This window comes from Jiella sp. M17.18 (assembly GCF_041027365.1).
Classification (GTDB): Bacteria; Pseudomonadota; Alphaproteobacteria; order Rhizobiales; family Rhizobiaceae; genus VKMB-3413.
On sequence record NZ_JBFTEH010000007.1, the window covers coordinates 271,736 to 293,348 of the forward strand.

At 66.4% G+C, this 21,613-nt stretch carries 30 protein-coding genes and 1 pseudogene; all 31 read right to left on the minus strand.

Annotated elements, in window-relative coordinates:
• Positions 1–188: 188 nt before the first annotated feature.
• Positions 189–1,757, minus strand: a pseudogene (locus tag AB5S17_RS15115) (BCCT family transporter); the annotation flags it as partial.
• 144 nt (positions 1,758–1,901) lie between these two features.
• Entirely contained in the window at positions 1,902–3,263 is a 1,362-nt protein-coding gene (locus tag AB5S17_RS15120; protein WP_369240779.1) for a replication-associated recombination protein A, read from the minus strand.
• Position 3,264: 1 nt separating this feature from the next.
• Entirely contained in the window at positions 3,265–4,617 is a 1,353-nt protein-coding gene (locus AB5S17_RS15125) for a Do family serine endopeptidase (protein WP_369240781.1), read from the minus strand.
• Positions 4,618–5,445: 828 nt separating this feature from the next.
• A complete protein-coding gene (locus AB5S17_RS15130) occupies positions 5,446–6,474 on the minus strand; it encodes an NAD-dependent epimerase/dehydratase family protein (protein WP_369240783.1) in 1,029 nt (342 codons plus the stop codon).
• 166 nt (positions 6,475–6,640) lie between these two features.
• On the minus strand, positions 6,641–7,063 hold the full coding sequence (gene rplQ / locus AB5S17_RS15135) for a 50S ribosomal protein L17 (RefSeq protein ID WP_369240785.1): 423 nt from the start codon (positions 7,061–7,063) through the stop codon (positions 6,641–6,643).
• Between the two features lie 147 nt (positions 7,064–7,210).
• Positions 7,211–8,248 carry a DNA-directed RNA polymerase subunit alpha gene (locus tag AB5S17_RS15140; RefSeq protein WP_369240787.1) on the minus strand — a complete coding sequence of 346 codons (1,038 nt, stop codon included), beginning with the start codon at positions 8,246–8,248 and terminating at the stop codon, positions 7,211–7,213.
• A 215-nt stretch (positions 8,249–8,463) separates the two neighbouring features.
• Entirely contained in the window at positions 8,464–8,853 is a 390-nt protein-coding gene (gene rpsK, locus AB5S17_RS15145) for a 30S ribosomal protein S11 (RefSeq protein ID WP_255338631.1), read from the minus strand.
• A 134-nt stretch (positions 8,854–8,987) separates the two neighbouring features.
• A complete protein-coding gene (gene rpsM, locus AB5S17_RS15150; RefSeq protein ID WP_369240790.1) occupies positions 8,988–9,356 on the minus strand; it encodes a 30S ribosomal protein S13 in 369 nt (122 codons plus the stop codon).
• Between the two features lie 196 nt (positions 9,357–9,552).
• Positions 9,553–10,200 carry an adenylate kinase gene (locus AB5S17_RS15155; protein WP_369240792.1) on the minus strand — a complete coding sequence of 216 codons (648 nt, stop codon included), beginning with the start codon at positions 10,198–10,200 and terminating at the stop codon, positions 9,553–9,555.
• Positions 10,197–11,540 (minus strand): preprotein translocase subunit SecY, encoded by a 1,344-nt coding sequence (secY, locus tag AB5S17_RS15160; protein ID WP_369240794.1) that lies wholly within the window; start codon positions 11,538–11,540, stop codon positions 10,197–10,199. The genes AB5S17_RS15155 and secY overlap by 4 nt, the downstream gene beginning before the upstream one ends.
• A gap of 136 nt (positions 11,541–11,676) precedes the next feature.
• Entirely contained in the window at positions 11,677–12,165 is a 489-nt protein-coding gene (gene rplO / locus AB5S17_RS15165; protein WP_369240796.1) for a 50S ribosomal protein L15, read from the minus strand.
• A gap of 76 nt (positions 12,166–12,241) precedes the next feature.
• Positions 12,242–12,445, minus strand: coding sequence for a 50S ribosomal protein L30 (gene rpmD / locus AB5S17_RS15170; RefSeq protein ID WP_369240798.1), 204 nt, complete (start codon positions 12,443–12,445; stop codon positions 12,242–12,244).
• Positions 12,446–12,500: 55 nt separating this feature from the next.
• A complete protein-coding gene (gene rpsE, locus AB5S17_RS15175) occupies positions 12,501–13,070 on the minus strand; it encodes a 30S ribosomal protein S5 (RefSeq protein ID WP_369240800.1) in 570 nt (189 codons plus the stop codon).
• Positions 13,071–13,184: 114 nt separating this feature from the next.
• The gene (rplR, locus tag AB5S17_RS15180) at positions 13,185–13,547 is read right to left on the minus strand and encodes a 50S ribosomal protein L18 (protein ID WP_369240802.1); all 363 of its coding nucleotides are present in this window, start codon (positions 13,545–13,547) and stop codon (positions 13,185–13,187) included.
• An 8-nt stretch (positions 13,548–13,555) separates the two neighbouring features.
• The gene (rplF, locus tag AB5S17_RS15185) at positions 13,556–14,089 is read right to left on the minus strand and encodes a 50S ribosomal protein L6 (RefSeq protein WP_369240804.1); all 534 of its coding nucleotides are present in this window, start codon (positions 14,087–14,089) and stop codon (positions 13,556–13,558) included.
• Between the two features lie 41 nt (positions 14,090–14,130).
• Positions 14,131–14,529: a 30S ribosomal protein S8 gene (gene rpsH / locus AB5S17_RS15190; RefSeq protein ID WP_369240806.1), complete on the minus strand. Its 399-nt coding sequence runs from the start codon at positions 14,527–14,529 to the stop codon at positions 14,131–14,133.
• A 12-nt stretch (positions 14,530–14,541) separates the two neighbouring features.
• A complete protein-coding gene (gene rpsN, locus AB5S17_RS15195) occupies positions 14,542–14,847 on the minus strand; it encodes a 30S ribosomal protein S14 (RefSeq protein ID WP_369240808.1) in 306 nt (101 codons plus the stop codon).
• 33 nt (positions 14,848–14,880) lie between these two features.
• Positions 14,881–15,444, minus strand: coding sequence for a 50S ribosomal protein L5 (gene rplE, locus AB5S17_RS15200; RefSeq protein WP_369240810.1), 564 nt, complete (start codon positions 15,442–15,444; stop codon positions 14,881–14,883).
• The gene (gene rplX / locus AB5S17_RS15205) at positions 15,437–15,751 is read right to left on the minus strand and encodes a 50S ribosomal protein L24 (RefSeq protein ID WP_369240812.1); all 315 of its coding nucleotides are present in this window, start codon (positions 15,749–15,751) and stop codon (positions 15,437–15,439) included. The genes rplE and rplX overlap by 8 nt, the downstream gene beginning before the upstream one ends.
• A gap of 15 nt (positions 15,752–15,766) precedes the next feature.
• Positions 15,767–16,135 carry a 50S ribosomal protein L14 gene (gene rplN, locus AB5S17_RS15210; protein ID WP_229151633.1) on the minus strand — a complete coding sequence of 123 codons (369 nt, stop codon included), beginning with the start codon at positions 16,133–16,135 and terminating at the stop codon, positions 15,767–15,769.
• Between the two features lie 65 nt (positions 16,136–16,200).
• Entirely contained in the window at positions 16,201–16,449 is a 249-nt protein-coding gene (gene rpsQ, locus AB5S17_RS15215; protein WP_369240815.1) for a 30S ribosomal protein S17, read from the minus strand.
• Between the two features lie 11 nt (positions 16,450–16,460).
• Positions 16,461–16,661, minus strand: coding sequence for a 50S ribosomal protein L29 (rpmC, locus tag AB5S17_RS15220; protein ID WP_369240817.1), 201 nt, complete (start codon positions 16,659–16,661; stop codon positions 16,461–16,463).
• A gap of 12 nt (positions 16,662–16,673) precedes the next feature.
• Positions 16,674–17,087 carry a 50S ribosomal protein L16 gene (rplP, locus tag AB5S17_RS15225; RefSeq protein ID WP_369240819.1) on the minus strand — a complete coding sequence of 138 codons (414 nt, stop codon included), beginning with the start codon at positions 17,085–17,087 and terminating at the stop codon, positions 16,674–16,676.
• A 28-nt stretch (positions 17,088–17,115) separates the two neighbouring features.
• A complete protein-coding gene (gene rpsC / locus AB5S17_RS15230; RefSeq protein ID WP_369240821.1) occupies positions 17,116–17,826 on the minus strand; it encodes a 30S ribosomal protein S3 in 711 nt (236 codons plus the stop codon).
• On the minus strand, positions 17,826–18,215 hold the full coding sequence (rplV, locus tag AB5S17_RS15235) for a 50S ribosomal protein L22 (protein ID WP_369240823.1): 390 nt from the start codon (positions 18,213–18,215) through the stop codon (positions 17,826–17,828). The genes rpsC and rplV overlap by 1 nt, the downstream gene beginning before the upstream one ends.
• A gap of 2 nt (positions 18,216–18,217) precedes the next feature.
• Positions 18,218–18,496: a 30S ribosomal protein S19 gene (gene rpsS / locus AB5S17_RS15240; RefSeq protein WP_369240825.1), complete on the minus strand. Its 279-nt coding sequence runs from the start codon at positions 18,494–18,496 to the stop codon at positions 18,218–18,220.
• Between the two features lie 12 nt (positions 18,497–18,508).
• Positions 18,509–19,345, minus strand: a complete 837-nt coding sequence (gene rplB, locus AB5S17_RS15245) for a 50S ribosomal protein L2 (RefSeq protein WP_369240827.1) — start codon at positions 19,343–19,345, stop codon at positions 18,509–18,511.
• A gap of 23 nt (positions 19,346–19,368) precedes the next feature.
• Positions 19,369–19,662 (minus strand): 50S ribosomal protein L23, encoded by a 294-nt coding sequence (locus AB5S17_RS15250; protein WP_369240829.1) that lies wholly within the window; start codon positions 19,660–19,662, stop codon positions 19,369–19,371.
• On the minus strand, positions 19,659–20,279 hold the full coding sequence (rplD, locus tag AB5S17_RS15255) for a 50S ribosomal protein L4 (RefSeq protein WP_369240831.1): 621 nt from the start codon (positions 20,277–20,279) through the stop codon (positions 19,659–19,661). The genes AB5S17_RS15250 and rplD overlap by 4 nt, the downstream gene beginning before the upstream one ends.
• Complete coding sequence (gene rplC, locus AB5S17_RS15260) at positions 20,279–21,010, minus strand: 50S ribosomal protein L3 (protein WP_369240833.1); 732 nt, start codon at positions 21,008–21,010, stop codon at positions 20,279–20,281. Before rplC ends, rplD begins: the two co-directional genes overlap by 1 nt.
• Positions 21,011–21,066: 56 nt before the next feature.
• Positions 21,067–21,375: a 30S ribosomal protein S10 gene (rpsJ, locus tag AB5S17_RS15265; RefSeq protein WP_007066362.1), complete on the minus strand. Its 309-nt coding sequence runs from the start codon at positions 21,373–21,375 to the stop codon at positions 21,067–21,069.
• Between the last annotated feature and the right edge of the window lie 238 nt (positions 21,376–21,613).

Below are 21,613 nucleotides of genomic sequence, written 5' to 3' on the forward strand. Positions count from 1 at the left end.
CGGCGCCGCCCCGGGATTGCCTGCCCTACTCCGCCGGCTTCGGCTCGGCCGCCGCTTCCGCCCGCGCATTCTGCAGGAACGGGTGCCGGCGCTCCTGCATGAGGCCGCGCAGGGTCGACCAGCACAGCACCAGGAGGAGCAGCGCGAAGGGGAAGCCGGTGGCGATCGCCGCCGNGCAGGAACGGGTGCCGGCGCTCCTGCATGAGGCCGCGCAGGGTCGACCAGCACAGCACCAGGAGGAGCAGCGCGAAGGGGAAGCCGGTGGCGATCGCCGCCGCCTGGAGTGCGCCGAGCCCGCCGCCGATCAGGAGCGTGATCGCGACCAGCCCCTCGAAGCTTGCCCAGAACACGCGCTGCGGCACCGGCGCGTCGACCTTACCGCCGGCGGTGATCGTGTCGATCACCAGCGAGCCGGAATCCGACGAGGTGACGAAGAAGACGATCACCAGCACGATGCCGAGGAAGGAGGTGATCGTCGTCAGCGGCAGCTGCTCCAGCATGACGAAGAGCTTCAGCTCCAGCGCCGCCTCGACGATGCCGTGGAAGCCGCCGATGGTCTCGGTCAGCGCCGTGCCGCCGAAGACGGTCATCCAGATGATCGAGACCACCGTCGGGATGATCAGCACGCAGGTGATGAACTCGCGCACGGTGCGCCCGCGCGAGACGCGCGCGATGAACATGCCCACGAAGGGCGACCAGCTCATCCACCAGGCCCAGTAGAAGGTCGTCCACCCCGTGCGGTAGCCGTCGTCCATACGGCCGAACGGGTTCGACAGCGGCACGATGTCGGTGAGATAGGCGATGGTGTTGCCCCAGAAGCCGCGCAACAGCGTGAGCGTCGGCCCGACGAAGAAGACGAAGAGCAAAAGCAGCAGCGCCAGCACCATGTTGATCTCCGACAGCCGCTTCACGCCGCTGTCGAGGCCCGCCACCACCGAGGTCAGGGCGACGCCGGTGATCAGCACGATCAGCACGATGTTCGACAGCATGGTGTCGGGAATGCCGAAGAGATGGTTCAGGCCGGCCACCGCCTGCTCCGCGCCGAAGCCGAGCGAGGTCGCGAGTCCGAACAGCGTCGCGAAGACGGCGAGGATGTCGATGATATGGCCCGGCCAGCCCCAGATCCGCTCCTTGAACAGCGGATAGAAGGCCGAGCGCATGGTCAGCGGCAGGCCCCAGTTGTAGCTGAAGAAGGCGAGCGCCAGCGCCACCACTGCATAGATCGCCCAGGGGTGCAGCGCCCAATGGTAGATCGTCGCGGCCATGCCGAGACGTCGCGCCGCCTCCGTGTCGCCAGCGGCGCCCATCAGCGGCGCATCGGGGCCGCCCGCCAGCGAGGCGGAGAAGTGCGTCACCGGCTCGGAGACGCCGTAGAACATCAGGCCGATGCCCATGCCGGCGGCGAACAGCATGGCGAACCAGCCGAAATAGCCGAACTCGGGCTCGGCGCCCTCGCCTCCCAGCCGGATCCTGCCGAGCGGCGAGACGACCAGCGCCAGCGAGAACAGGACGAAGACGTCGCCGGCGAGCAGAAAGACCCAGTCGAAGGTCGAGGTGATCGCCGGGCGCAGCCAGCCGAAGAAGCCGTCCGCAACGCCGGGAAACAGCAGCGTGAACGCGACCAGCGCGATGATGACGCTGGCCGAGATCGGGAAGACCGGGTTGTGGATATCGAGGCCGAATTTCTGCAGGTTGTCCTGCCCGACCTCGTAGTCGGTCACGGAATATTCGGCCAGCTGGCCGGCTTCATCGGACATCGGAACCTCACGGGCGCGAATTGGGTGAAGCGGCGCACGGCGGACAGTTCCAGCCGGCGCAGCGCCTTGCTGTTGCCACGATTGTGGGGCGCTTCGGCGCTCCGGCAACGTCTGGACCGGTTAAAACGCGTCTGCCGCTGTGGTTCAACCCCTCTCGGCCCGACGTTTCCGTATTTCCGACCAATGCCTTAGGCGCTCTGCCAGTAATTTCTCCCGACCGCGCTCCGTCGGACGGTAGAACTCGTGCCGCCCCATCGCTTCGGGGAAATAGTCCTGGCCGGAGAACGCGTCAGGCGTGTCGTGATCGTATTCGTAACCACCGCCATAGCCTTCGCTCTGCATCAGCTTGGTCGGCGCGTTGAGGATGTGCTTGGGCGGCAGGAGCGAGCCGTGCTCCTTGGCGGCGCGCATCGCCGCCTTGTAGGCAACGTAGACCGCGTTCGATTTCGGCGCCGTCGCGAGATAGACGGTCGCTTCGGCGAGTGCGAGTTCACCCTCCGGCGAGCCGAGATAATCGTAGGCGTCCTTGGCCGCCAGCGTGACTGCCAGCGCCTGCGGGTCGGCGAGCCCGATGTCCTCCGCGGCCATGCGCACCAGCCGGCGGCCGAGATAGAGCGGGTCCTCGCCGGCATCGAGCATGCGGCAGAGCCAGTAGAGCGCCGCATCCGGATCCGAACCGCGCACCGATTTGTGCAGGGCGGAGATGAGGTTGTAATGGCCGTCCTGGCTCTTGTCGTAGATCGGCGCGCGGCGCTGGACGATGCGCTGCACGTCCTCGGCGGTGAAGATCTCGTCCGGACGAGCCGCCCGCCAGACCTCCTCGGCGAGCGTCAGGATGGCCCGGCCGTCGCCGTCGGCGAGCCGCAGCAGCACCGCCCGCGCCTGTTCGTCGACCGGCAGCGGGCGGCCCATCGCCGTCTCCGCCCGCTCGAGCAGCCGCGACAGGCTCTCCGGCGTGTGCGAACGGAAGGTCAGGACGCGGGCGCGCGACAGGAGCGCGGCGTTGAGCTCGAAGGACGGATTCTCCGTCGTCGCCCCGACGAGCACCACCGTTCCGTCCTCCATCACCGGCAGGAAGCTGTCCTGCTGCGCACGGTTGAAGCGATGGATCTCGTCGACGAAGAGCAGCGTCCGGCGGCCGTTGGAGCGGCGCAGCCGCGCCGATTCGAACACCTTCTTCAGATCCGCGACGCCGGAGAAGATCGCCGAGATCTGCTCGAAGGCGTAGTCGACCTCGCCGGCGAGGAGCCGCGCGACGGTCGTCTTGCCGGTGCCGGGCGGCCCCCAGAAGATCAGCGAGCCGAGGCTGCCGGTCTGCAGCATGCGCGACAGCACGCCGCCCTCGCCGGTCAGATGCTCCTGGCCGACGACGTCCGCGAGCTGCTTCGGGCGCAGCCGGTCCGCCAGCGGGCGCGACGCGTCGTCGACGGCGGGCGTCAAGGCCGGCGCGGCGCGCGGCGCGGCTGTCCTTGGCGGCGGCGGATCGTTGCCGAACAGGTCGCTCATCTCACTGGATGACCTGCGTCAGCCGGCGGCCGTTCCGCTCGATGTCGAACTGCCAGCGGCCGAAATCGGCATTGGCCAGCTGTTCCAGAGTCGCCGTCGAATCGACCGGATTGCCGTTGACCGAGAGGATGATGTCGCCGCGCTTGAGGCCGACGCGCTGCGCCAGCGACCCGGCCGTGACCGACGCCACCACGACGCCGGTCTTGTCGGTCGCCAGGCCGAAGTCGGTCGCGACGCGCGGCGACAGGTTGAACACCGTCGCCCCGGCAAAGGGCTCGTTGCCCGTCAGCGTCCGCTTGTCGCGCGGCGGCGTTTCCGGCGCCGTCTGCAGCGGCAGGGTCAGGCGGACATGCCTGTCGCCGCGCAGCACGTCCAGTCCGACACTGTTGCCGATGCCGGTGGTCGCCAGCCGGTAGGCCAGCGCGTCCGGATTGTCGACCGTGCGCCCGTCGACCGAAAGGACGACGTCCCCGACCTTCAGCCCCGCCGAAGCGGCGGGCCCGGATTTCGTCACCGACTGGACCAGCGCGCCAGTGGGAACGCTGAGGCCCATCGCCTCGGCAATGTCGGGCGTGACCGTGGCGAAGTCGGCGCCGACATAGGGTCGCTCGAACGGATGGCCGGCCTTGGCGGCGGCGATGAAGGCCTTCACCATGTTGGACGGGATGGCGAAGCCGATGCCGTTCGAGCCGCCCGAGCGGGAGAAGATCGCCGAGTTCACGCCGATGAGGTCGCCGTTCATGTCGATCAGCGCGCCGCCGGAATTGCCCGGATTGATCGGCGCATCGGTCTGGATGAAGAAGCCGCTGTCGTCGACGCCGATATGGCTGCGCGCCAGCGCCGAGACGATGCCGTTGGTCACCGTCTGGCCGATTCCGAACGGATTGCCGATGGCGAGCACGAGGTCGCCGATCTGCAGATTGTCGGAATCGCCGATCGGCATCACCGGGAACGGCCCCTTCCCGCCCTGGATCTTCAGGACCGCGAGATCGACGTCCTTGTCCTTCAGGAGGATCTTGGTCTCGTATTCGCGCCCGTCCGAGAAGGCGATCTTCACCTCGTCGGCGTTCTCGACGACGTGGTTGTTGGTGATGACGAGGCCGGACCTGTCGATGATGACGCCCGAGCCGAGGGACGCCTCCATGCGGGGACGACTGCGATATTGCTGGCCGAAGAACTGCTGGAAGAACGGGTCGCCCGCAAACGGCGACTGCTGCGCCGGCACGGCGCGCGCCGCATAGACGTTGACGACGGCGGGCGCCGTCTCGCGCACCAGCGCCGCGAAGCTCAGATGGATCTGCGCCCGGCTCTGGGGCACCTGGTCCGCGGCCGGATTGTTCAACGGCACCGGCACGACCGGTACCGGCTTGTCTGTCCGGGGCTGCCTTGCGCCCGCTCCCGCGGCCTCGGCCGTCTGCCGGGCCGCATCACCCGCGGACTGCGATGACGATGGCGGCAAAGGCTGAGCCGGCGGCGATCCGTTCATAGCGCTCTCGGGCGTGCCGCCGCGAAGCCCCCAGATCCCGCCTCCGTTGACCAGATGCGAGCCGGCCAGGGCGGCCCCGACGATCACGACCGCGGATAGTGCCAGTGTTATGGAGCGCATGGATTCCTGTCTCGTCTTCGCCTGAGGCACGATAGGTAGCGACGGCGTCTAGACCAGACAGGCGACGCAAAAAAGGGGCCGCGCAGGGCCCCTCTTTCGCAACACGTCAGGTGAGCGGCGTCAGCCGAGATCGCTCGCCGTCCTGGCCGCATGGACGGCGGGAACGTCGTCGGGCAGGTCGGCGGTCGCATAGCTCGCCGTCAGGATCCCGAAGGCGGCGATGGCTCCGAGAAGGGTCAACACTGTTCGGCGCATGGAACTCCGGCCCGTGGTGCTTATGGTCGTTGCATCATTCATGAAAGTTGTTTCAACCGTGTAAACTCTGCCGCGACTGCGCGGCGCACGCCCCTTTTGGCCAAACAATAGCTGACGACGCGTTTGGTTGCCCCAATCCGAACAAAATTATCCGGCGGCTATTTGGTGACAGGGCGCTCTATCGCATGCGGCGCCGCGCGGAACCATGACATCGCAGCCACAGTCCAAAGCTTCAAAGGTTAATCGGTAAACGCCGCAACGCCCTCTTGCGGAAACCATGAGGCTCGGCACCGATCCGGCGTCCTCGGCGCGCAGGGCGGGTCAGGGCCGCCTGACGAGCCCGGCGGCGAGGAGGCTCTCGGCCGTCGCCGTCACCGCTATGCGCGGGCTGCGGAACGACAGCCCCAGAATTCGCTCTGCCGGTTCCGACACCAGGATCTTCCGCCTGCCGAGTTCGCCGACCAGCGCGCGCGCCGGCGGCACGACCATCGCCGCGGCACGGATCAGCGCGTCGGGGAGCGTGTATCGCGGCAGGCGGCGCGCGAATTCGGGATATTCCCGGGCAATGATCCCGGCGAGCTCTATGAGCGTCAGCACGCCGCCCGAAAGAATGAAGCGATGCCCGGACGCGCCGGATGCGGTGAGCGCCGCGACATGCGCCGCCGCCACGTCGCGCGCGTCGACGATGCCGAAGGAGACGTTCGGCACGACCGGCATGCGCCCGGTCATCATCATCTGGATCAGCTTGGCGGACGTCCCCGCCTCGCCGCCCAGCAGCGGGCCGAGGACCAGCGAGGGGTTGATCGCGACGAGTTGCAGCCCGGTGCCCTCCACGGACTCCCAGGCACCCCGCTCGGCCTCGGTCTTCGACACCGCATAGGCCGAGATCGACCGGCTTTCCGTATCCGACCAGTCGGTCTCGCCGAAGCGGGGCTCGGCGCGCCGCTCGTGGCCGTAGGTGATCGCGGCGACGGACGACGTCAGCACCAGTCGCTCCGCCCCGGCCTTCAGCGCCGCGCGCACCACCCGCAGCGCCCCGCCCCTCGCGACCGGTACGAGCGCCCGCCTGTCGCGCGGCTGGCGCATCGGAAACGGCGAGGCCGTGTGCAGGACGAATCGGCAGCCCTCTGCCGCAGCGTCCCAGCCCGCATCGGCCGACAGATACGCCTCGACGATCTCCAGGCGGTCGACTGCGCCGCCGGCCTCGGCCAGCGCAGCCACGGCCGCGCGCCCCTTCTCGGCCGACCGCACGGTTCCGCGCACGCGGTAGCCGGCGCCGAGCAGCGCAAGCGCCACATGCTTGCCGATGAAACCGGACACGCCGGTGAGAAGAACGCGATCGTCGGGCATCCGCCGGCCCCTCGCCAATCAAGACAGGGGATTATCTAGCGCGGTCCGGCGAAAGGTGACGGCCTGGCTCGCCGCCGGCAAAAGGATGCCGCCGCCGGACATGACAAAGGGGCCGCGCGGGCCCCTTTCTCGAATCGGTCGGATCGAAGCGCCGCAGCGCAAAGGATCAGGCGGCTTCCTGCTCGCCCTCGGCCTCGAGGCGCTCACGGTCGACGGCGCCGCGGGCGTCCGGATCGCGGTCGACGAACTCGATCACCGCCAGCGGCGCGTTGTCGCCGCGCCGGAAGCCGGCCTTGAGAACGCGGCAGTAGCCGCCGTTGCGGTCGGCATAGCGGCTCGCCAGCGTGTCGAACAGCTTGATGGTGGCCGCGTCGTCCTGGAGGCGGGAGGCCGCGAGACGGCGCGCATGCAGGTCGCCGCGCTTGCCGAGCGTGATCAGCTTCTCGACGATCGGGCGAAGATCCTTCGCCTTCGGCAGCGTCGTGACGATCTGCTCGTGGGTGATCAGCGACACCGCCATGTTGGCGAACATCGCCTTGCGGTGGCTGGCGGTACGGTTGAGCTTACGGCCGCGTTTTGCGTGGCGCATGGGAGTGTTTCCTTCGGATCAAGAATCCGGACGTTGCCGGAGGTCGGTATCTTTGCGTCCCTGCCGCGAGGCGACAGGCCGCCGTGCCTTTGAATGATTTGTCATGGGAACGCCCCGCCCACCATTGAGCGGGCGAGGCGTCAGGTCTTAGTACTGGTCTTCGTAGCGCTTGGCCAGATCGTCGATGTTCTCCGGCGGCCAGGCCGGCACTTCCATGCCGAGATGGAGACCCATGGAGGCGAGAACCTCCTTGATCTCGTTCAGCGACTTGCGCCCGAAGTTCGGGGTCCGGAGCATCTCCGCCTCGGTCTTCTGGATCAGGTCGCCGATATAGACGATGTTGTCGTTCTTCAGGCAGTTCGCCGAGCGGACCGAGAGCTCCAGCTCGTCGACCTTCTTCAGGAGCGCCGGGTTGAAGGCGAGCTCGGTGATCTGCTCGTCGGTCGCGCCGACGCCGCCACCGGCGCGCTGGTCGCGCTGCGGCTCCTCGAAGTTGATGAAGACCGAGAGCTGGTCCTGCAGGATGCGCGCGGCATAGGCCACCGCGTCCTCGCCGGAGATCGAGCCGTCCGTCTCGATCGTCATCGTCAGCTTGTCCTTGTTCAGGTCCTGACCCTCACGGGTGTTCTCGACCTTGTAGGACACCTTCTTCACCGGCGAGAACAGCGAATCGACCGGGATCAGGCCGATCGGCGCATCCTCGGCGCGGTTCTGGTCGGCCGGGACATAGCCCTTGCCGGTGTTCACGGTGAACTCCATCCGGATCTCCGCGCCCTCGTCGAGGGTGCAGATCTCGTGCTCCGGATTGAGCACCTCGATGTCGCCGACCGTCTGGATGTCACCGGCGGTGACGACGCCCGGGCCCTGCTTGCGCAGGACCATGCGCTTCGGGCCCTCGCCCTGCATCGAGATGCAGACTTCCTTGACGTTCAGGACGATGTCGGTCACGTCTTCGCGCACGCCCGGGATCGAGGAGAACTCGTGCAGGACGCCGTCGATCTGGACGGCGGTGACGGACGCGCCGCGCAGCGAGGACAGGAGCACGCGCCGCAGCGCGTTGCCGAGCGTCAGGCCGAAGCCCCGCTCCAGCGGCTCGGCGACGAAGGTCGCCTTGGTGCGGCTGCCTTCGTTCTTGAAGACCAGCTGGTTGGGCTTGGTCAGTTCTTGCCAGTTGCTAGCAATCATGAGGAATGCCTCTCAGTTTCCTCGCCACCATCCAATCGTGGCGAAAGGTCTGAACCGGGACACGGCGCCAAGCGAACTCGTACCCTCGGAAATCGGTAAAAGCGACGGCGGCCGTCATGGCCGCTCGCCGCTAAAACTGGCGCCTGGCGTTGATTGTCCGCCGAAGCGCCTTGCCCGGCCGCTCGCCGGGCACCGGCCTTGCGGCCGCAGCGCTCTTAGACGCGGCGTTTCTTGCGCGGCCGCACGCCGTTGTGCGGGATCGGCGTCACGTCACGGATGGACGTGATGGTGAAGCCCGCCGACTGCAGCGCACGCAGCGCCGACTCACGACCCGATCCCGGACCGCACACCTCGACCTCGAGGGTGCGCATGCCGTGCTCCTGCGCCTTCTTGGCGGCATCCTCGGCGGCGATCTGCGCCGCGAACGGCGTCGACTTGCGCGAACCCTTGAAGCCCTGCGCACCGGCCGACGACCAGGCGATCGCATTGCCCTGCGCGTCGGTGATCGTGATCAGCGTGTTGTTGAAGGTCGAGTTCACATGCGCGACGCCCGACGAAATGTTCTTACGTTCGCGGCGACGAACGCGCTGCGCTTCCTTGGCCATGCTTCTATCCTGCTCGATATCGACACCGCCGTAATGCCGGCGGCTACACCCGCGGCCGACCCGTCGCGGGCCGCCGCATCATTCATCCATGCCGCTCGGTGCGGACGCTCGAAGCGCCCGCCGGCGGCGCGGTCTTACTTCTTCTTGCCGGCAATCGCCTTGGCCGGACCCTTGCGGGTGCGGGCATTGGTGTGCGTCCGCTGGCCGCGCACCGGCAGGCCGCGACGATGGCGCAGGCCGCGGTAGCAGCCGAGGTCCATCAGGCGCTTGATGTTCATCGCCGTCTCGCGGCGCAGATCGCCCTCGACCTGATAGTCGCGGTCGATGAGCTCGCGGATCTGCAGAACCTCGGCGTCGGTCAGGTCGTTGACCCGGCGCTCGTCGGCGAGATTCGCCTTCTGCATGATCTCCTTGGCGAAGGCCGGGCCGATGCCGTGAATGTACTGCAGCGCGATGACGACGCGCTTGTTCGAGGGAATGTTGACGCCAGCGATACGAGCCACGTCTGTCTCCTGAGGTCTAGATGGACACGGGGCCCACGCATTGCAAGAACGGGAGCGCCTACGGCCAATAGCGACCGATGCCGATCTCCCAAACGAGAGACCCGCGTCAGCCGCGTTCGGTTCGCGAATGGCGCAGGCTATAAATCATCGGGCCTTGACAAGTCAACCGAGTCGCGTTCCGCGACCCTGGCCCACGTCACCGCGAAACGATGGCGTCGATATTGTCGGTCACATCTTCGATCGACTGCATCCCGTCGATCGTCTTCAAGATGCCCTTGCAGTGATAGTAGCCGACCAGCGGCGACGTATCCTTGTAGTAGTTCCAGAGCCGGGTGCGCATGGTCTCGGCGTTGTCGTCGGGCCGCCGCTTGAACTCGGTCGAGCCGCAGGTGTCGCAGACACCCTCCACCGTCGGCTGGCGATCGGTGTCGTGGTAGACGGTCCCGCACTTGGCGCAGGAGAACCGTCCCGCGACCCGTCGGATCAGCACCTCGTCGTCGACCCGCATCTCGATCACGTGGTCGAGCTTCTGGCCGCGTTCCGCGAGCATCGCCTCGACGGCGTCGGCCTGGATCAGCGTCCGGGGATAGCCGTCGAGGATGAAGCCGTTGGCGCAGTCCGGCTGGTCGATCCGCTCCGCGACGATCGCGTTGACGATCTCGTCGGACACGAGGTGTCCCGCGTCCATGACCGCCTTGGCGCGAAGACCGACCTCGGTCTCGGCGGCGACCGCCGCCCGCAGCATGTCACCCGTGGACAGCTGCGGAATGCCTTCCCGTTCGACCAGTCTCTGTGCCTGGGTCCCCTTTCCGGCGCCTGGCGGTCCAAGCAGAATCAGTCTCATCTGGCTCCCCGTCTCCCCCCTCTGAGCTTCGCCTTCTTGACGAGGCCTTCGTACTGATGCGCCAGAAGATGACCCTGGATCTGCGCGACCGTATCCATCGTCACGCTCACCACGATCAGCAGCGACGTTCCTCCGAGATAGAACGGAACGCCCGCCGCCGAAATAAGAAATTCGGGCAATAGGCAGATCAGCACGAGATAGATGGCGCCGATCACCGTGATTCGCGTCAGCACATAGTCGATGAACTCGGCCGTGCGCTCGCCCGGGCGAATGCCCGGAATGAAGCCGCCATGCTTCTTCAGATTGTCCGCCGTGTCCTTCGGATCGAAGACCACCGCCGTGTAGAAGAACGAGAAGAAGGCGATCAGGCCGGCATAGACCAGCATGTAGAGCGGCTGGCCGTGCCCGAGCGAGGCGATGACCGCCGTCGCCCAGCCCGGCAGATTCGCCGTGTTGGAGAAGTTCGCCACCGTCACCGGCAGGAGCAGCAGCGAGGACGCGAAGATCGGCGGGATGACGCCCGAGGTGTTCAGCTTCAGCGGCAGGTGCGAGGTGTCGCCCTGGAACATCCGGTTGCCGACCTGGCGCTTCGGATACTGGATCAGCAGCCGGCGCTGCGCCCGCTCGAAGAACACGATGAAGGCGATACAGGCGATCGCGACGACGATCACCAGAAGCACGACGGTCGTCGACAGGGCGCCGGTGCGGCCGAGCTCCAGGAGGTTGGCCACCGCCGACGGCAGACGCGCGACGATGCCCGCGAAGATGATCAGCGAGATGCCGTTGCCGATGCCGCGCGACGTGATCTGCTCGCCGAGCCACATCAGGAACATCGTGCCGCCGACCAGCGTCACCACGGCGGAGAGCTGGAAGAACCAGCCGGGATTGAGGACGATGCCGGCCTGGGTCTCTAGTCCGGCGGAAATGCCGTAGGCCTGGACGGTGGCGAGCAGCACGGTGCCGTAGCGGGTGTACTGGTTGATGACCTGCCGGCCCTGCTCGCCTTCCTTCTTCAGGCTCTCGAGCGAGGGAATGACCGACGTCATCAGCTGGATGATGATCGAGGCCGAGATGTACGGCATGATTCCGAGCGCGAAGATCGCCATCCGGCCGATCGCGCCGCCCGAGAACATGTTGAACATGCCAAGGATGCCGCTCTGCTGCTGCTCGAAGGCGCGTGCGAGAGCGTCGGGATTGATGCCCGGCATCGGGATGTAGGTGCCGAGCCGATAGACCAGAAGCGCGCCGAGGGTGAACCAAATGCGCTTCTTCAGGTCCCCGGCCTTGGCGAAGGCCGAGAAATTGAGATTGGCGGCCAGTTGTTCCGCTGCCGATGCCATTCGAGGAAGTCTCCGGTTGTCCCGCGGATCAGCCGGGAGTCGCGTCTGGCGGCCGACCGGCCTCGGGCTGAGAAGACGGGCCCCCTCCCGAGAGCCCGTCAGATAAGCGGCGCGGACGAAGCGCGCAAGCGAAGCCTCAGGCCTCGGAGGCGGCCTCGGCCTTGGCCGGAACGGTGGTCGTGACCGAACCGCCCGCCTTCTCGACCTTCTCGATTGCCGACTTGGAGGCGCCGGCGACAGTGATCGTCAGCTTCGCCGAGATCTCGCCGTCGCCGAGCAGGCGCACGCCATCCTTCTCGCGGCGCAGGACGCCGGCGGCGACGAGCGCCGCGACATCCACGGCCGCCGAGACGTCGAGCTTGCCCGCATCGATCGCCTGCTGCAAGCGGCCGACCGAGACGACATTGTAGTTCTTCGCGAAGATGTTGGTGAAGCCGCGCTTCGGCAGGCGCCGGAAGAGCGGCATCTGGCCACCCTCGAAGCCGTTGATGGCGACGCCCGAACGGGACTTCTGGCCCTTGACGCCGCGCCCGCCGGTCTTGCCGCTACCAGACCCGATGCCGCGGCCGAGCCGCTTGCGGGAATGGGTGGCGCCATCCTTGTCGGAAAGCTCGTTGAGTTTCATGTTCTTTCTCCTGAAGCATTCGGCTGCCAGCCGCTCGTGCGGCGCTGCCGGTCGATGCCCTGGGTCTGTGGCTCGCTTACGCCTCGTCGACGACGCGCACCAGGTGGGAGACCTTGGCGATCATGCCGCGGACCGCCGGGGTGTCCTCGAGGGTGCGCTGGCGATGCAGCTTGTTCAGCCCGAGGCCGACGAGCGTCTGGCGCTGGTCGGCCGGGCGGCGAATCGGGCTTCCGATCTGCTCGACGGTGATCGTCTTGCCCGCGGTCGTGGTCTTGGCCATGGCTAAACTCCTTCAATCAAAGGTGCGGGACGCAGATCGCGCGGCCCGCAGACGGTCACTCTTCGGCGGATGCGGCAGCGGCGCCGACGGCGTCGCGGCGGCGCGCCTGCAGCGTCGAATACTTGATGCCGCGACGGGCGGCGACGTCCTTCGGATGCGTCGCGTTCTTCAGCGCGTCGAAGGTGGCGCGAACCATGTTGTACGGGTTCGACGATCCCAGCGACTTGGCGACGACGTCATGCATGCCGACCGCCTCGAAGACGGCGCGCATCGGACCGCCGGCGATGATGCCGGTACCGGCCTCGGCGGTGCGCAGAAGAACCTTGCCCGCGCCGTGGCGGCCGGAGGCGTCGTGATGCAGCGTACGGCCGTCGCGCAGCGGCACGAAGATCAGGTCGCGCTTGGCGGCTTCCGTCGCCTTGCGGATGGCTTCCGGCACTTCGCGTGCCTTGCCGTGGCCGAAGCCGACGCGGCCCTTCAGGTCGCCGACGACGACGAGAGCGGCGAAGCCGAAGCGACGGCCGCCCTTCACCACCTTGGCGACGCGGTTGATGTGGACGAGCTTGTCGACGAAACCGTCGTCGTGATCGTCACGGCGATCATTGCGATCGTTACGAGGCGCCATATCCTAGTCCTTGTTCTTTTCCGGAGGCGTCCAACGATGACGGCCGCACGAGGGCGGCCGCCGCGAATTCAGGCGGGAGCGGCCGATCGATGCCGGCTCGCTCCCACGAGAAGCTTAGAAGTTCAGCCCGCCTTCGCGCGCCGAATCGGCCAGCGCCTTGACGCGGCCGTGGTAGATGAAGGCGCCGCGATCGAAGACGACGTCGGTGACGCCCGCTTCCCTCGCACGCTCGGCGACGAGCTTGCCGACGGCCGCAGCCGCGGCGACGTCGGCGCCGGTCTTCAGATCGCCGCGCAGCGACGGATCGAGCGTCGAGGCGGCTGCGAGCGTACGCCCCGCCGCATCGTCGATGACCTGCGCGTAGATGTTCTTCGACGAACGGTGCACGGACAGCCGCGGACGGCCGTTCGCCACCTTCTTCAGCGAGCGGCGGATCCGTGAGGCCCGACGCCGCAGCATTTCCTTGGTGGTAGCCATGACGGACCTTACTTCTTCTTGCCTTCCTTGCGGACGATCGTCTCGTTCGCGTATTTCACGCCCTTGCCCTTGTAGGGCTCAGGGCCACGATATTCGCGGATTTCCGCCGCGACCTGGCCGACCTGCTGCTTGTTGATGCCGGAGACGATGATCTCGGTCGGCTTCGGCACCTGGATCTGGATGCCTTCCGGCGTCTGATAGACGACGTCGTGCGAAAAGCCCAGAGCCAGCTGCAGGTTCTTGCCCTGCATGGCGGCGCGGTAGCCGACGCCGTTGATCTCGAGCCGCTTCTCGAAGCCCGTCGTCACACCGTTCAGGATGTTGACGATCATCGTGCGGGACATGCCCCACTTCGAGCGCGCATCCTTGGAGTTGTCGCGCGGATCGACCTTGATCGCGCCGTCCTGCATCTGGACCAGCACTTCGTCGTTGACCACGAAGGACAGTTCGCCCTTCGGCCCCTTGGCCTTGACGGTCTGCCCCTCGACGGAGGCGGTCACGCCGGCGGGGACGGCGACCGGCTTCTTACCAATACGAGACATTTCGAAACCCTGTCAGTTCGTCGGGCGCCTGTGCCGCCGCGTCAGAAGACGCGGCAGAGCACCTCGCCGCCGACATTTTGTTCGCGAGCGCTATGGTCGGCCATCACGCCCTTCGGGGTCGAGAGCACCGAGATGCCGAGGCCGTTGGCGACCTGCGGGATCGTCTTCGCCGAGACGTAGACGCGGCGGCCGGGCTTCGACACGCGGGCGATCTCGCGGATCACCGGGGCGCCCTCATAGTACTTCAGCTCGATCTCGAACTCCGCCTTGCCGTTCCCGAAGTCGGTCTCGGTGTAGCCGCGGATGTAGCCCTCTTCCTTGAGGACGTCGAGAACGCGCGCCCGCAGCTTCGACGCAGGGGTCGAGACGGACGACTTGTTGCGCATCACCGCGTTGCGGATACGGGTCAGCATATCGCCGAGAGGATCGGACAGTGCCATGATGAAGCCTCCTTACCAGCTCGACTTGACGATGCCGGGGATCTGGCCGTTGTTGCCGAGTTCCCGGAGCGCGATACGGCTCATCTTGAGCTTGCGATAGTAGGCGCGCGGGCGCCCGGTGACTTCGCAGCGATTGCGGATGCGCACCTTCGAGCCGTTGCGCGGCAGTTCGGCGAGCTGCAGCTGCGCCCGGAACCGCTCGTCCATCGGAGCGTCGGAATTCTTGGTGATCGCTTTCAGAGCAGCGCGCTTGGCGGCGTACTTCGCCACCAGTTTCTCGCGACGCTTGTTCTTTTCGATCATGCCCTTCTTGGCCATTTTGTCGTCCTTGTCTCGTCTGCCGTTACAGGCTTACTGGCGGAAGGGGAAGTTGAACGCCTTCAGAAGGGCGCGCGCTTCCTCGTCGGTTTTCGCCGTCGTACAGACGATGATGTCCATGCCCCACATCTGATCGACCTTGTCGTAGTTGATCTCGGGGAACACGATATGCTCCTTGATACCCATGGCGAAGTTGCCACGGCCATCGAAGCTCTTGGGGTTCAGGCCGCGGAAGTCGCGAACGCGCGGCAGCGCGATCTGCACCAGGCGGTCCAGGAACTCGTACATCTTCTCGCGGCGGAGCGTGACCTTGCAGCCGATCGGCATGCCCTCACGCACCTTGAAGCCGGCGATCGACTTCGTGGCTCGCGTGATCACCGGCTTCTGGCCGGCGATGCGGGCGAGGTCCTCGGCCGCCACGGACGGCTTCTTGGAATCGCCTGTCGCTTCGCCGACGCCCATGTTGATCACGATCTTGTCGAGACGGGGAATTTCCATCTCGTTGCCGTAGGAGAACTGCTCCTGCAGCGCCTTGCGGATGTCGTCGCGGTAGACGCGCTTCAGCCGCGGCTCGTAGGCCTGTGCGGTCTCAGCCATTGATCTCTTCCCCGGAACGCTTGGCGACGCGCACCTTGGTGCCGTCTTCGAGGGTCTTGAAGCCGATCCGGGTCGCCTTGCCGTCCTTGGGGTCGGCGACCGCCAGGTTCGACAGGTGGATCGGGGCTTCCTTGGCGATGATGCCGGCTTCCTGCGAAGCCGTCTGGCGCTGGTGGCGCTTGATCATGTTGACGCCGCGCACCAGTGCGCGATCGTCCTTCGGCATCACCTGGATGACTTCGCCCGTCCGGCCCTTGTCCTTGCCGGCGAGCACGACGACCTTGTCGCCCTTGCGGATCTTCTGCATCGTCCGCTCTCCTCTTTAAAGAACTTCGGGCGCCAGCGAGACGATCTTCATGTGGTTCTTGCCGCGCAGTTCGCGCGGAACCGGTCCGAAGATACGGGTGCCGACGGGCTCTTTCTTGTTGTCGATCAGGACGGCGGCGTTCCGGTCGAACCGGATCACCGAACCGTCGGCGCGGCGGATGTCCTTGGCGGTGCGAACCACCACGGCCTTCATCACGTCGCCCTTCTTCACGCGGCCGCGCGGAATGGCCTCCTTGACCGAGACGACGATGATGTCGCCGACGGAGGCATATTTCCGCTTCGAGCCGCCCAGCACCTTGATGCACATGACACGACGGGCGCCCGAATTGTCGGCGACGTCGAGGTTTGTTTGCATCTGAATCATGTCAGGCCGCCTTCAAAGCTTGGCTGCCGGGAAGCGCCGCCGTCGGCGCCTCACCGGCCATGAGATTAACTGGCTGCTTGAGCGTCGCTCGAAACGACGACCCAGCTCTTGTCCTTGGAGATCGGCTTCGACTCCTCGATGGAGACGATGTCGCCGACCTTGTACTGGTTGCTCTCGTCATGCGCCTTGTAGCGCTTCGACCGGCGGACGGTCTTCTTGAACAGCGGATGGGTGAAGCGACGCTCCACGAGCACCACCACCGTCTTGTCGTTCTTGTCGGAGACGACGGTCCCCTGCAGAATGCGTTTCGGCATGGTCTTTGTCCTTAGGCCTCGGCCGTGGCCGCCTTCTGGCGGGCGATCGTCTTGATCCGCGCGATGTCGCGGCGAACCTGCCGGACCCGCGAGGTGTTCTCGAGCTGACCCGTGGCCCGCTGGAAACGCAGGTTGAACTGCTCTTTCTTCAGCTTGGCGAGCTCGTCGGTGAGTTCGTCCTGGGTCATACGGCTGACGTCGGAAGCTTTCACGTCAAACTCTCCTTACTCGGCGATGCGCTGGATGAAGCGCGTCTTGATCGGCAGCTTGGCTGCCCCGAGACGCAGCGCCTCGCGGGCGACGTCCTCGGGAACGCCGTCGATCTCGAACATGATACGGCCCGGATGGACGCGGGCCGCCCAGTAGTCGACGCCGCCCTTACCCTTACCCATGCGGACTTCGGTCGGCTTCGAGGTGACCGGAAGATCCGGGAACACCCGGATCCAGACCCGGCCCTGGCGCTTCATCTGGCGGGTGATCGCGCGGCGGGCCGCCTCGATCTGGCGGGCGGTGACCCGCTCCGGCTCGACCGCCTTCAGGCCGAATGCGCCGAAATTCAGGCTGGTCCCGCCCTTGGCGTCACCGTGGATGCGTCCCTTGAACGCCTTCCGGTACTTCGTGCGCTTTGGCTGCAGCATCTTCTCTTCTCCGAATTCTCAAAGCCGGTCAGGCGTGCTCGCGGCGACGGCCGCCGCCACCGCCATGGCTGTCGCCCTCGACCTGGCGGCGCTCGGACGCCATCGGGTCGTGCTCCAGGATCTCGCCCTTGAAGATCCAGACCTTGACGCCGCAGATGCCGTAGGCCGTCTTCGCCTCGGCGGTGCCGTAGTCGATGTCGGCGCGCAGCGTGTGCAGCGGCACTCGGCCCTCGCGGTACCATTCCGTGCGGGCGATCTCCGCGCCGCCGAGACGGCCGCCGCAGTTGATGCGGATGCCTTCGGCGCCGAGGCGCATCGCCGACTGGACGGCGCGCTTCATGGCGCGGCGGAACGCCACGCGGCGCTCCAGCTGCTGGGCGATCGACTGGGCGACCAGCGTCGCGTCCGTCTCGGGCTTGCGCACCTCGACGATGTTGATGTGCGTCTCCGCCTTGGTCATCGTCGACAGCTTCTTGCGAAGCTTCTCGATGTCGGCGCCCTTCTTGCCGATCACGATGCCCGGACGCGCCGAGTGGATGGTGATGCGGCACTTCTTGTGCGGACGCTCGATGACGATCTTGGAGACCGCCGCCTGCTTCAGCTCCTCGAGCAGATAGGCGCGGATCGCCAGATCCTCGTGCAGCAGGTCGCCGTACTCGCCGGTGTTGGCGTACCAGCGCGAGTCCCAGGTCCGGTTGATCCCGAGCCGGAAGCCGGTCGGATTGATTTTCTGACCCATTACGCGGCCTCCTCGAGTGCTTCGACTTCGCGCACGACGATCGTCAGGTGCGAGAAGGGCTTCTCCACCCGGCTCGCCCGGCCGCGGCCGCGGGCGTGGAAGCGCTTCATCGTGATCGACTTGCCGACATAGGCCTCGGCGACGATCAGCGAGTCGACGTCGAGATCGTGATTGTTCTCGGCGTTCGCAATGGCGCTTTCCAGCGTCTTCTTCACGGTCTCGGCGATCCGCTTGCGCGAGAAGGTCAGCTCAGCCAGAGCCCTGTCGACCTTCTTGCCCCGGATCAGCGCGGCGACGAGATTGAGTTTCTGCGGGCTGACACGGATCGTCCGGGCGATAGCCTTCGCCTCGTTGTCCTTCAGCTGCCGCTCGGCTTTCGCCTTGCCCATGGTTACTTCCTCTTCGCCTTCTTGTCGGCGCCGTGGCCGTAATAGGTGCGGGTCGGTGCGAACTCGCCGAACTTGTGCCCGATCATGTCTTCGTTGACGGCGACCGGAATGTGCTTGTTGCCGTTGTAGACGCCGAAGGTGAGACCGACGAACTGCGGCAGGATCGTCGAGCGCCGGCTCCAGATCTTGATCACATCGTTGCGGCCGCTCGAGCGGGCCTTGTCGGCCTTCTTCAGAAGGAAGCCATCGACGAACGGGCCCTTCCAGACGGAACGTGTCATGAGGAGATCCCCTTACTTCTTGCGCTGATGGCGCGAGCGCATGATGAACTTGTCGGTCGCCTTGTTCTGGCGGGTCCGCTTGCCCTTGGTGGGCTTACCCCAGGGCGAGACCGGATGACGGCCGCCCGAGGTGCGGCCTTCGCCGCCGCCGTGCGGATGGTCGACCGGGTTCATCGCGACGCCGCGAACGTGCGGGCGCTTGCCGAGCCAGCGCGAACGGCCGGCCTTGCCGAGATTGATGTTCGAGTGATCCGGGTTCGAGACCGCGCCGACGGTGGCGAAGCACGAGGCCGGGACCAGGCGCTGCTCGCCCGAGTTCAGGCGCAGGATCGCCATGCCGGCGTCACGGCCGACGAGCTGGGCGTAGGAACCGGCGGAGCGGGCGATCTGACCGCCCTTCTCCGGCTTCATCTCCACATTGTGGATGATGGTGCCGACCGGGATCGCCGAGAGCGGCATCGCATTGCCCGGCTTCACGTCGACGCCCGACAGGCCCGCGATCACCTGGTCGCCCGCCGCCAGACGCTGCGGCGCCAGGATGTAGGCCACCTCGCCGTCGGCATACTTGATCAGCGCGATGAACGCCGTGCGGTTCGGATCATATTCGAGCCGCTCCACCGTGCCGACGACGTCGAGCTTGCGACGCTTGAAGTCGACCATGCGGTAGGTGCGCTTGTGACCGCCGCCCTGGTAGCGCGCGGTGACCCGACCGGTGTTGTTGCGTCCGCCCTTCTGCGTCAGGCCCTCGGTCAGCGACTTGACCGGCTTGCCCTTCCACAGGCCCGAGCGATCGACGATGACCAGCTGTCGCTGGCTCGGCGTGTTCGGTTTGAAGTTCTTCAGTGCCATTGTCTACTTCCTCCGGTCCTTGCTCAAAGGCCGGTCGAGACGTCGATGGACTGGCCCTCGGCCAGCGTCACGACGGCTTTCTTCTGATCGCTCTGGCGGCCGACCCGGCCCCGGAAGCGCTTGACCTTGCCCTTGCGGACCAGCGTGTTCACCGCGGTGACCTTGACCCCGAAGAGGCTCTCGACGGCCGCCTTGATCTCCGGCTTGGTCGCCGTCTTCGGCACGTTGAAGACCACCTGGTTGACCTCGGAGAGAAGCGTGGACTTCTCGGTGATCACCGGGCTCGTGATGACGTCGTAATGGCGCAGATCGGTCATTTGAACCGCTCCTCGAGAGCCTCGACCGCAGCCTTGGACAGAACCAGCGTCTGGCGGCGGAGAATGTCGTAGACGTTGATGCCCTGGACCGGCAGCACGTCGATGTGCGGAATGTTGCGGGCCGAGCGGGCGAAGTTTTGGTCGAGCTCGGCGCCGCCGATGATCAGGGCGTTGGCAAGGCCGAGGCCCGCGAGACGCTCCGCCATCGCCTTGGTCTTGGCTTCCGCCGCGACCAGCTCGTCGACGACGATCAGGCCGCCGGACTTCGCCTTGGCCGACAGCGCATGCTTCAGCGCCAGCGCCCGGACCTTCTTCGGCAGGTCATGCGCATGGCTGCGCGTCACCGGGCCGTGGGCCTTGCCGCCGCCGCGGAACTGCGGAGCGCGGGCCGAGGAGTGACGGGCCCGGCCGGTGCCCTTCTGGCGGTACATCTTGGCGCCGGTGCGCGCGATCTCGGCGCGGCCCTTGGACTGGTGCGTGCCCTGCTGGCGCTTGGCCAGCTGGTAGCGCACCATGCGCTGCAGGATGTCCTCGCGCGGGTCGAGACCGAAGATCTCGTCGGCGAGCGTGACCGTGCCGGCGTCGGCGCCGTCGAGGTTCTTGATCGTGATGTCCATTATTCCGCTCCCCCGGAGGCTTCCGCGGTCTCGCCGGCAGCTTCGTTGTTCGCCGCGGCCTGGCGCAGCGCAGCCGGCTTCGGCGCGTTGTCCGGCAGCTTCGCCTTCACCGCGTCGCGGATCTCGATCCAGCCGCCCTTCGATCCCGGCACAGCGCCGCGCACGAGGATCAGGCCCTTGTCCGCGTCGGTGCGCACGATCTCGAGGTTCTGCGTGGTGACGCGAACCTGGCCCATGTGACCGGCCATCTTCTTGTTCTTGAAGACCTTGCCCGGATCCTGGCGCTGACCGGTCGAACCGTGCGAGCGGTGCGACACGGACACGCCGTGGGTGGCGCGCAGGCCGCCGAAGTTGTGGCGCTTCATCGCGCCGGCGAAGCCCTTACCGATCGAGGTCCCCGTCACGTCGACCATCTGGCCGGCGACGAAGTGGTCGGCGGTGATCTCCGAGCCGACGTCGATCATGTTGTCGTCCGACACGCGGAACTCGACGAGCTTGCGCTTCGGCTCTACCGAGGCCTGCGCGAAGACGCCGCGCATGGCCTTGGACGTGTTCTTGACCTTGGCGAGGCCCGCACCGAGCTGGACGGCGGTGTAGCCGTTCTTCTCGCGGGTCCGCTGCGCGACGACCTGCAGGTTCTCGACCTTCAGGACGGTGACCGGAACATGCTCCCCGGCGTCGTTGTAGACGCGGGTCATGCCGACCTTCTGTGCTATTACACCTGAACGCATTTCGTTCTCTCCAGAGGAACCTTAGGGGCGAAAGCCCGGTCGGCTCATGTCGCTCCTTAGAGCTTGATCTCGACGTCGACGCCGGCGGCGAGGTCGAGCTTCATCAGCGCATCGACCGTCTGCGGCGTCGGATCGACGATATCGAGAAGCCGCTTGTGGGTGCGCATTTCGAACTGCTCGCGCGACTTCTTGTCGATGTGCGGCGAGCGGTTGACCGTGAATTTCTCGATGCGCGTCGGCAGCGGGATCGGGCCCCGCACGTTCGCGCCGGTCCGCTTGGCCGTCGAGACGATCTCGCGCGTCGAAGCGTCGAGGACCCGGTGGTCGAACGCCTTCAGACGGATGCGGATATTCTGGCCGTTCATGTCTTTTGTCCTCTCGTCGGAGCGTGCCGGTGGGTCCGGCGCTTCCCGAACGCTTGTCTTTCAAGCAGCCAATTCGTTCGCGGGGTCGCCCCCGCCCGCCTCAACGGCGTAACTTTCCAAAGAACAGGCGCGCCGCAGAGAGCCGCGGCGCGCCCTGTCGTCTTCGAGCCTTACTCGACGATCGCCGCGACGATGCCGGCGCCGACGGTGCGGCCGCCCTCGCGGATCGCGAAGCGCA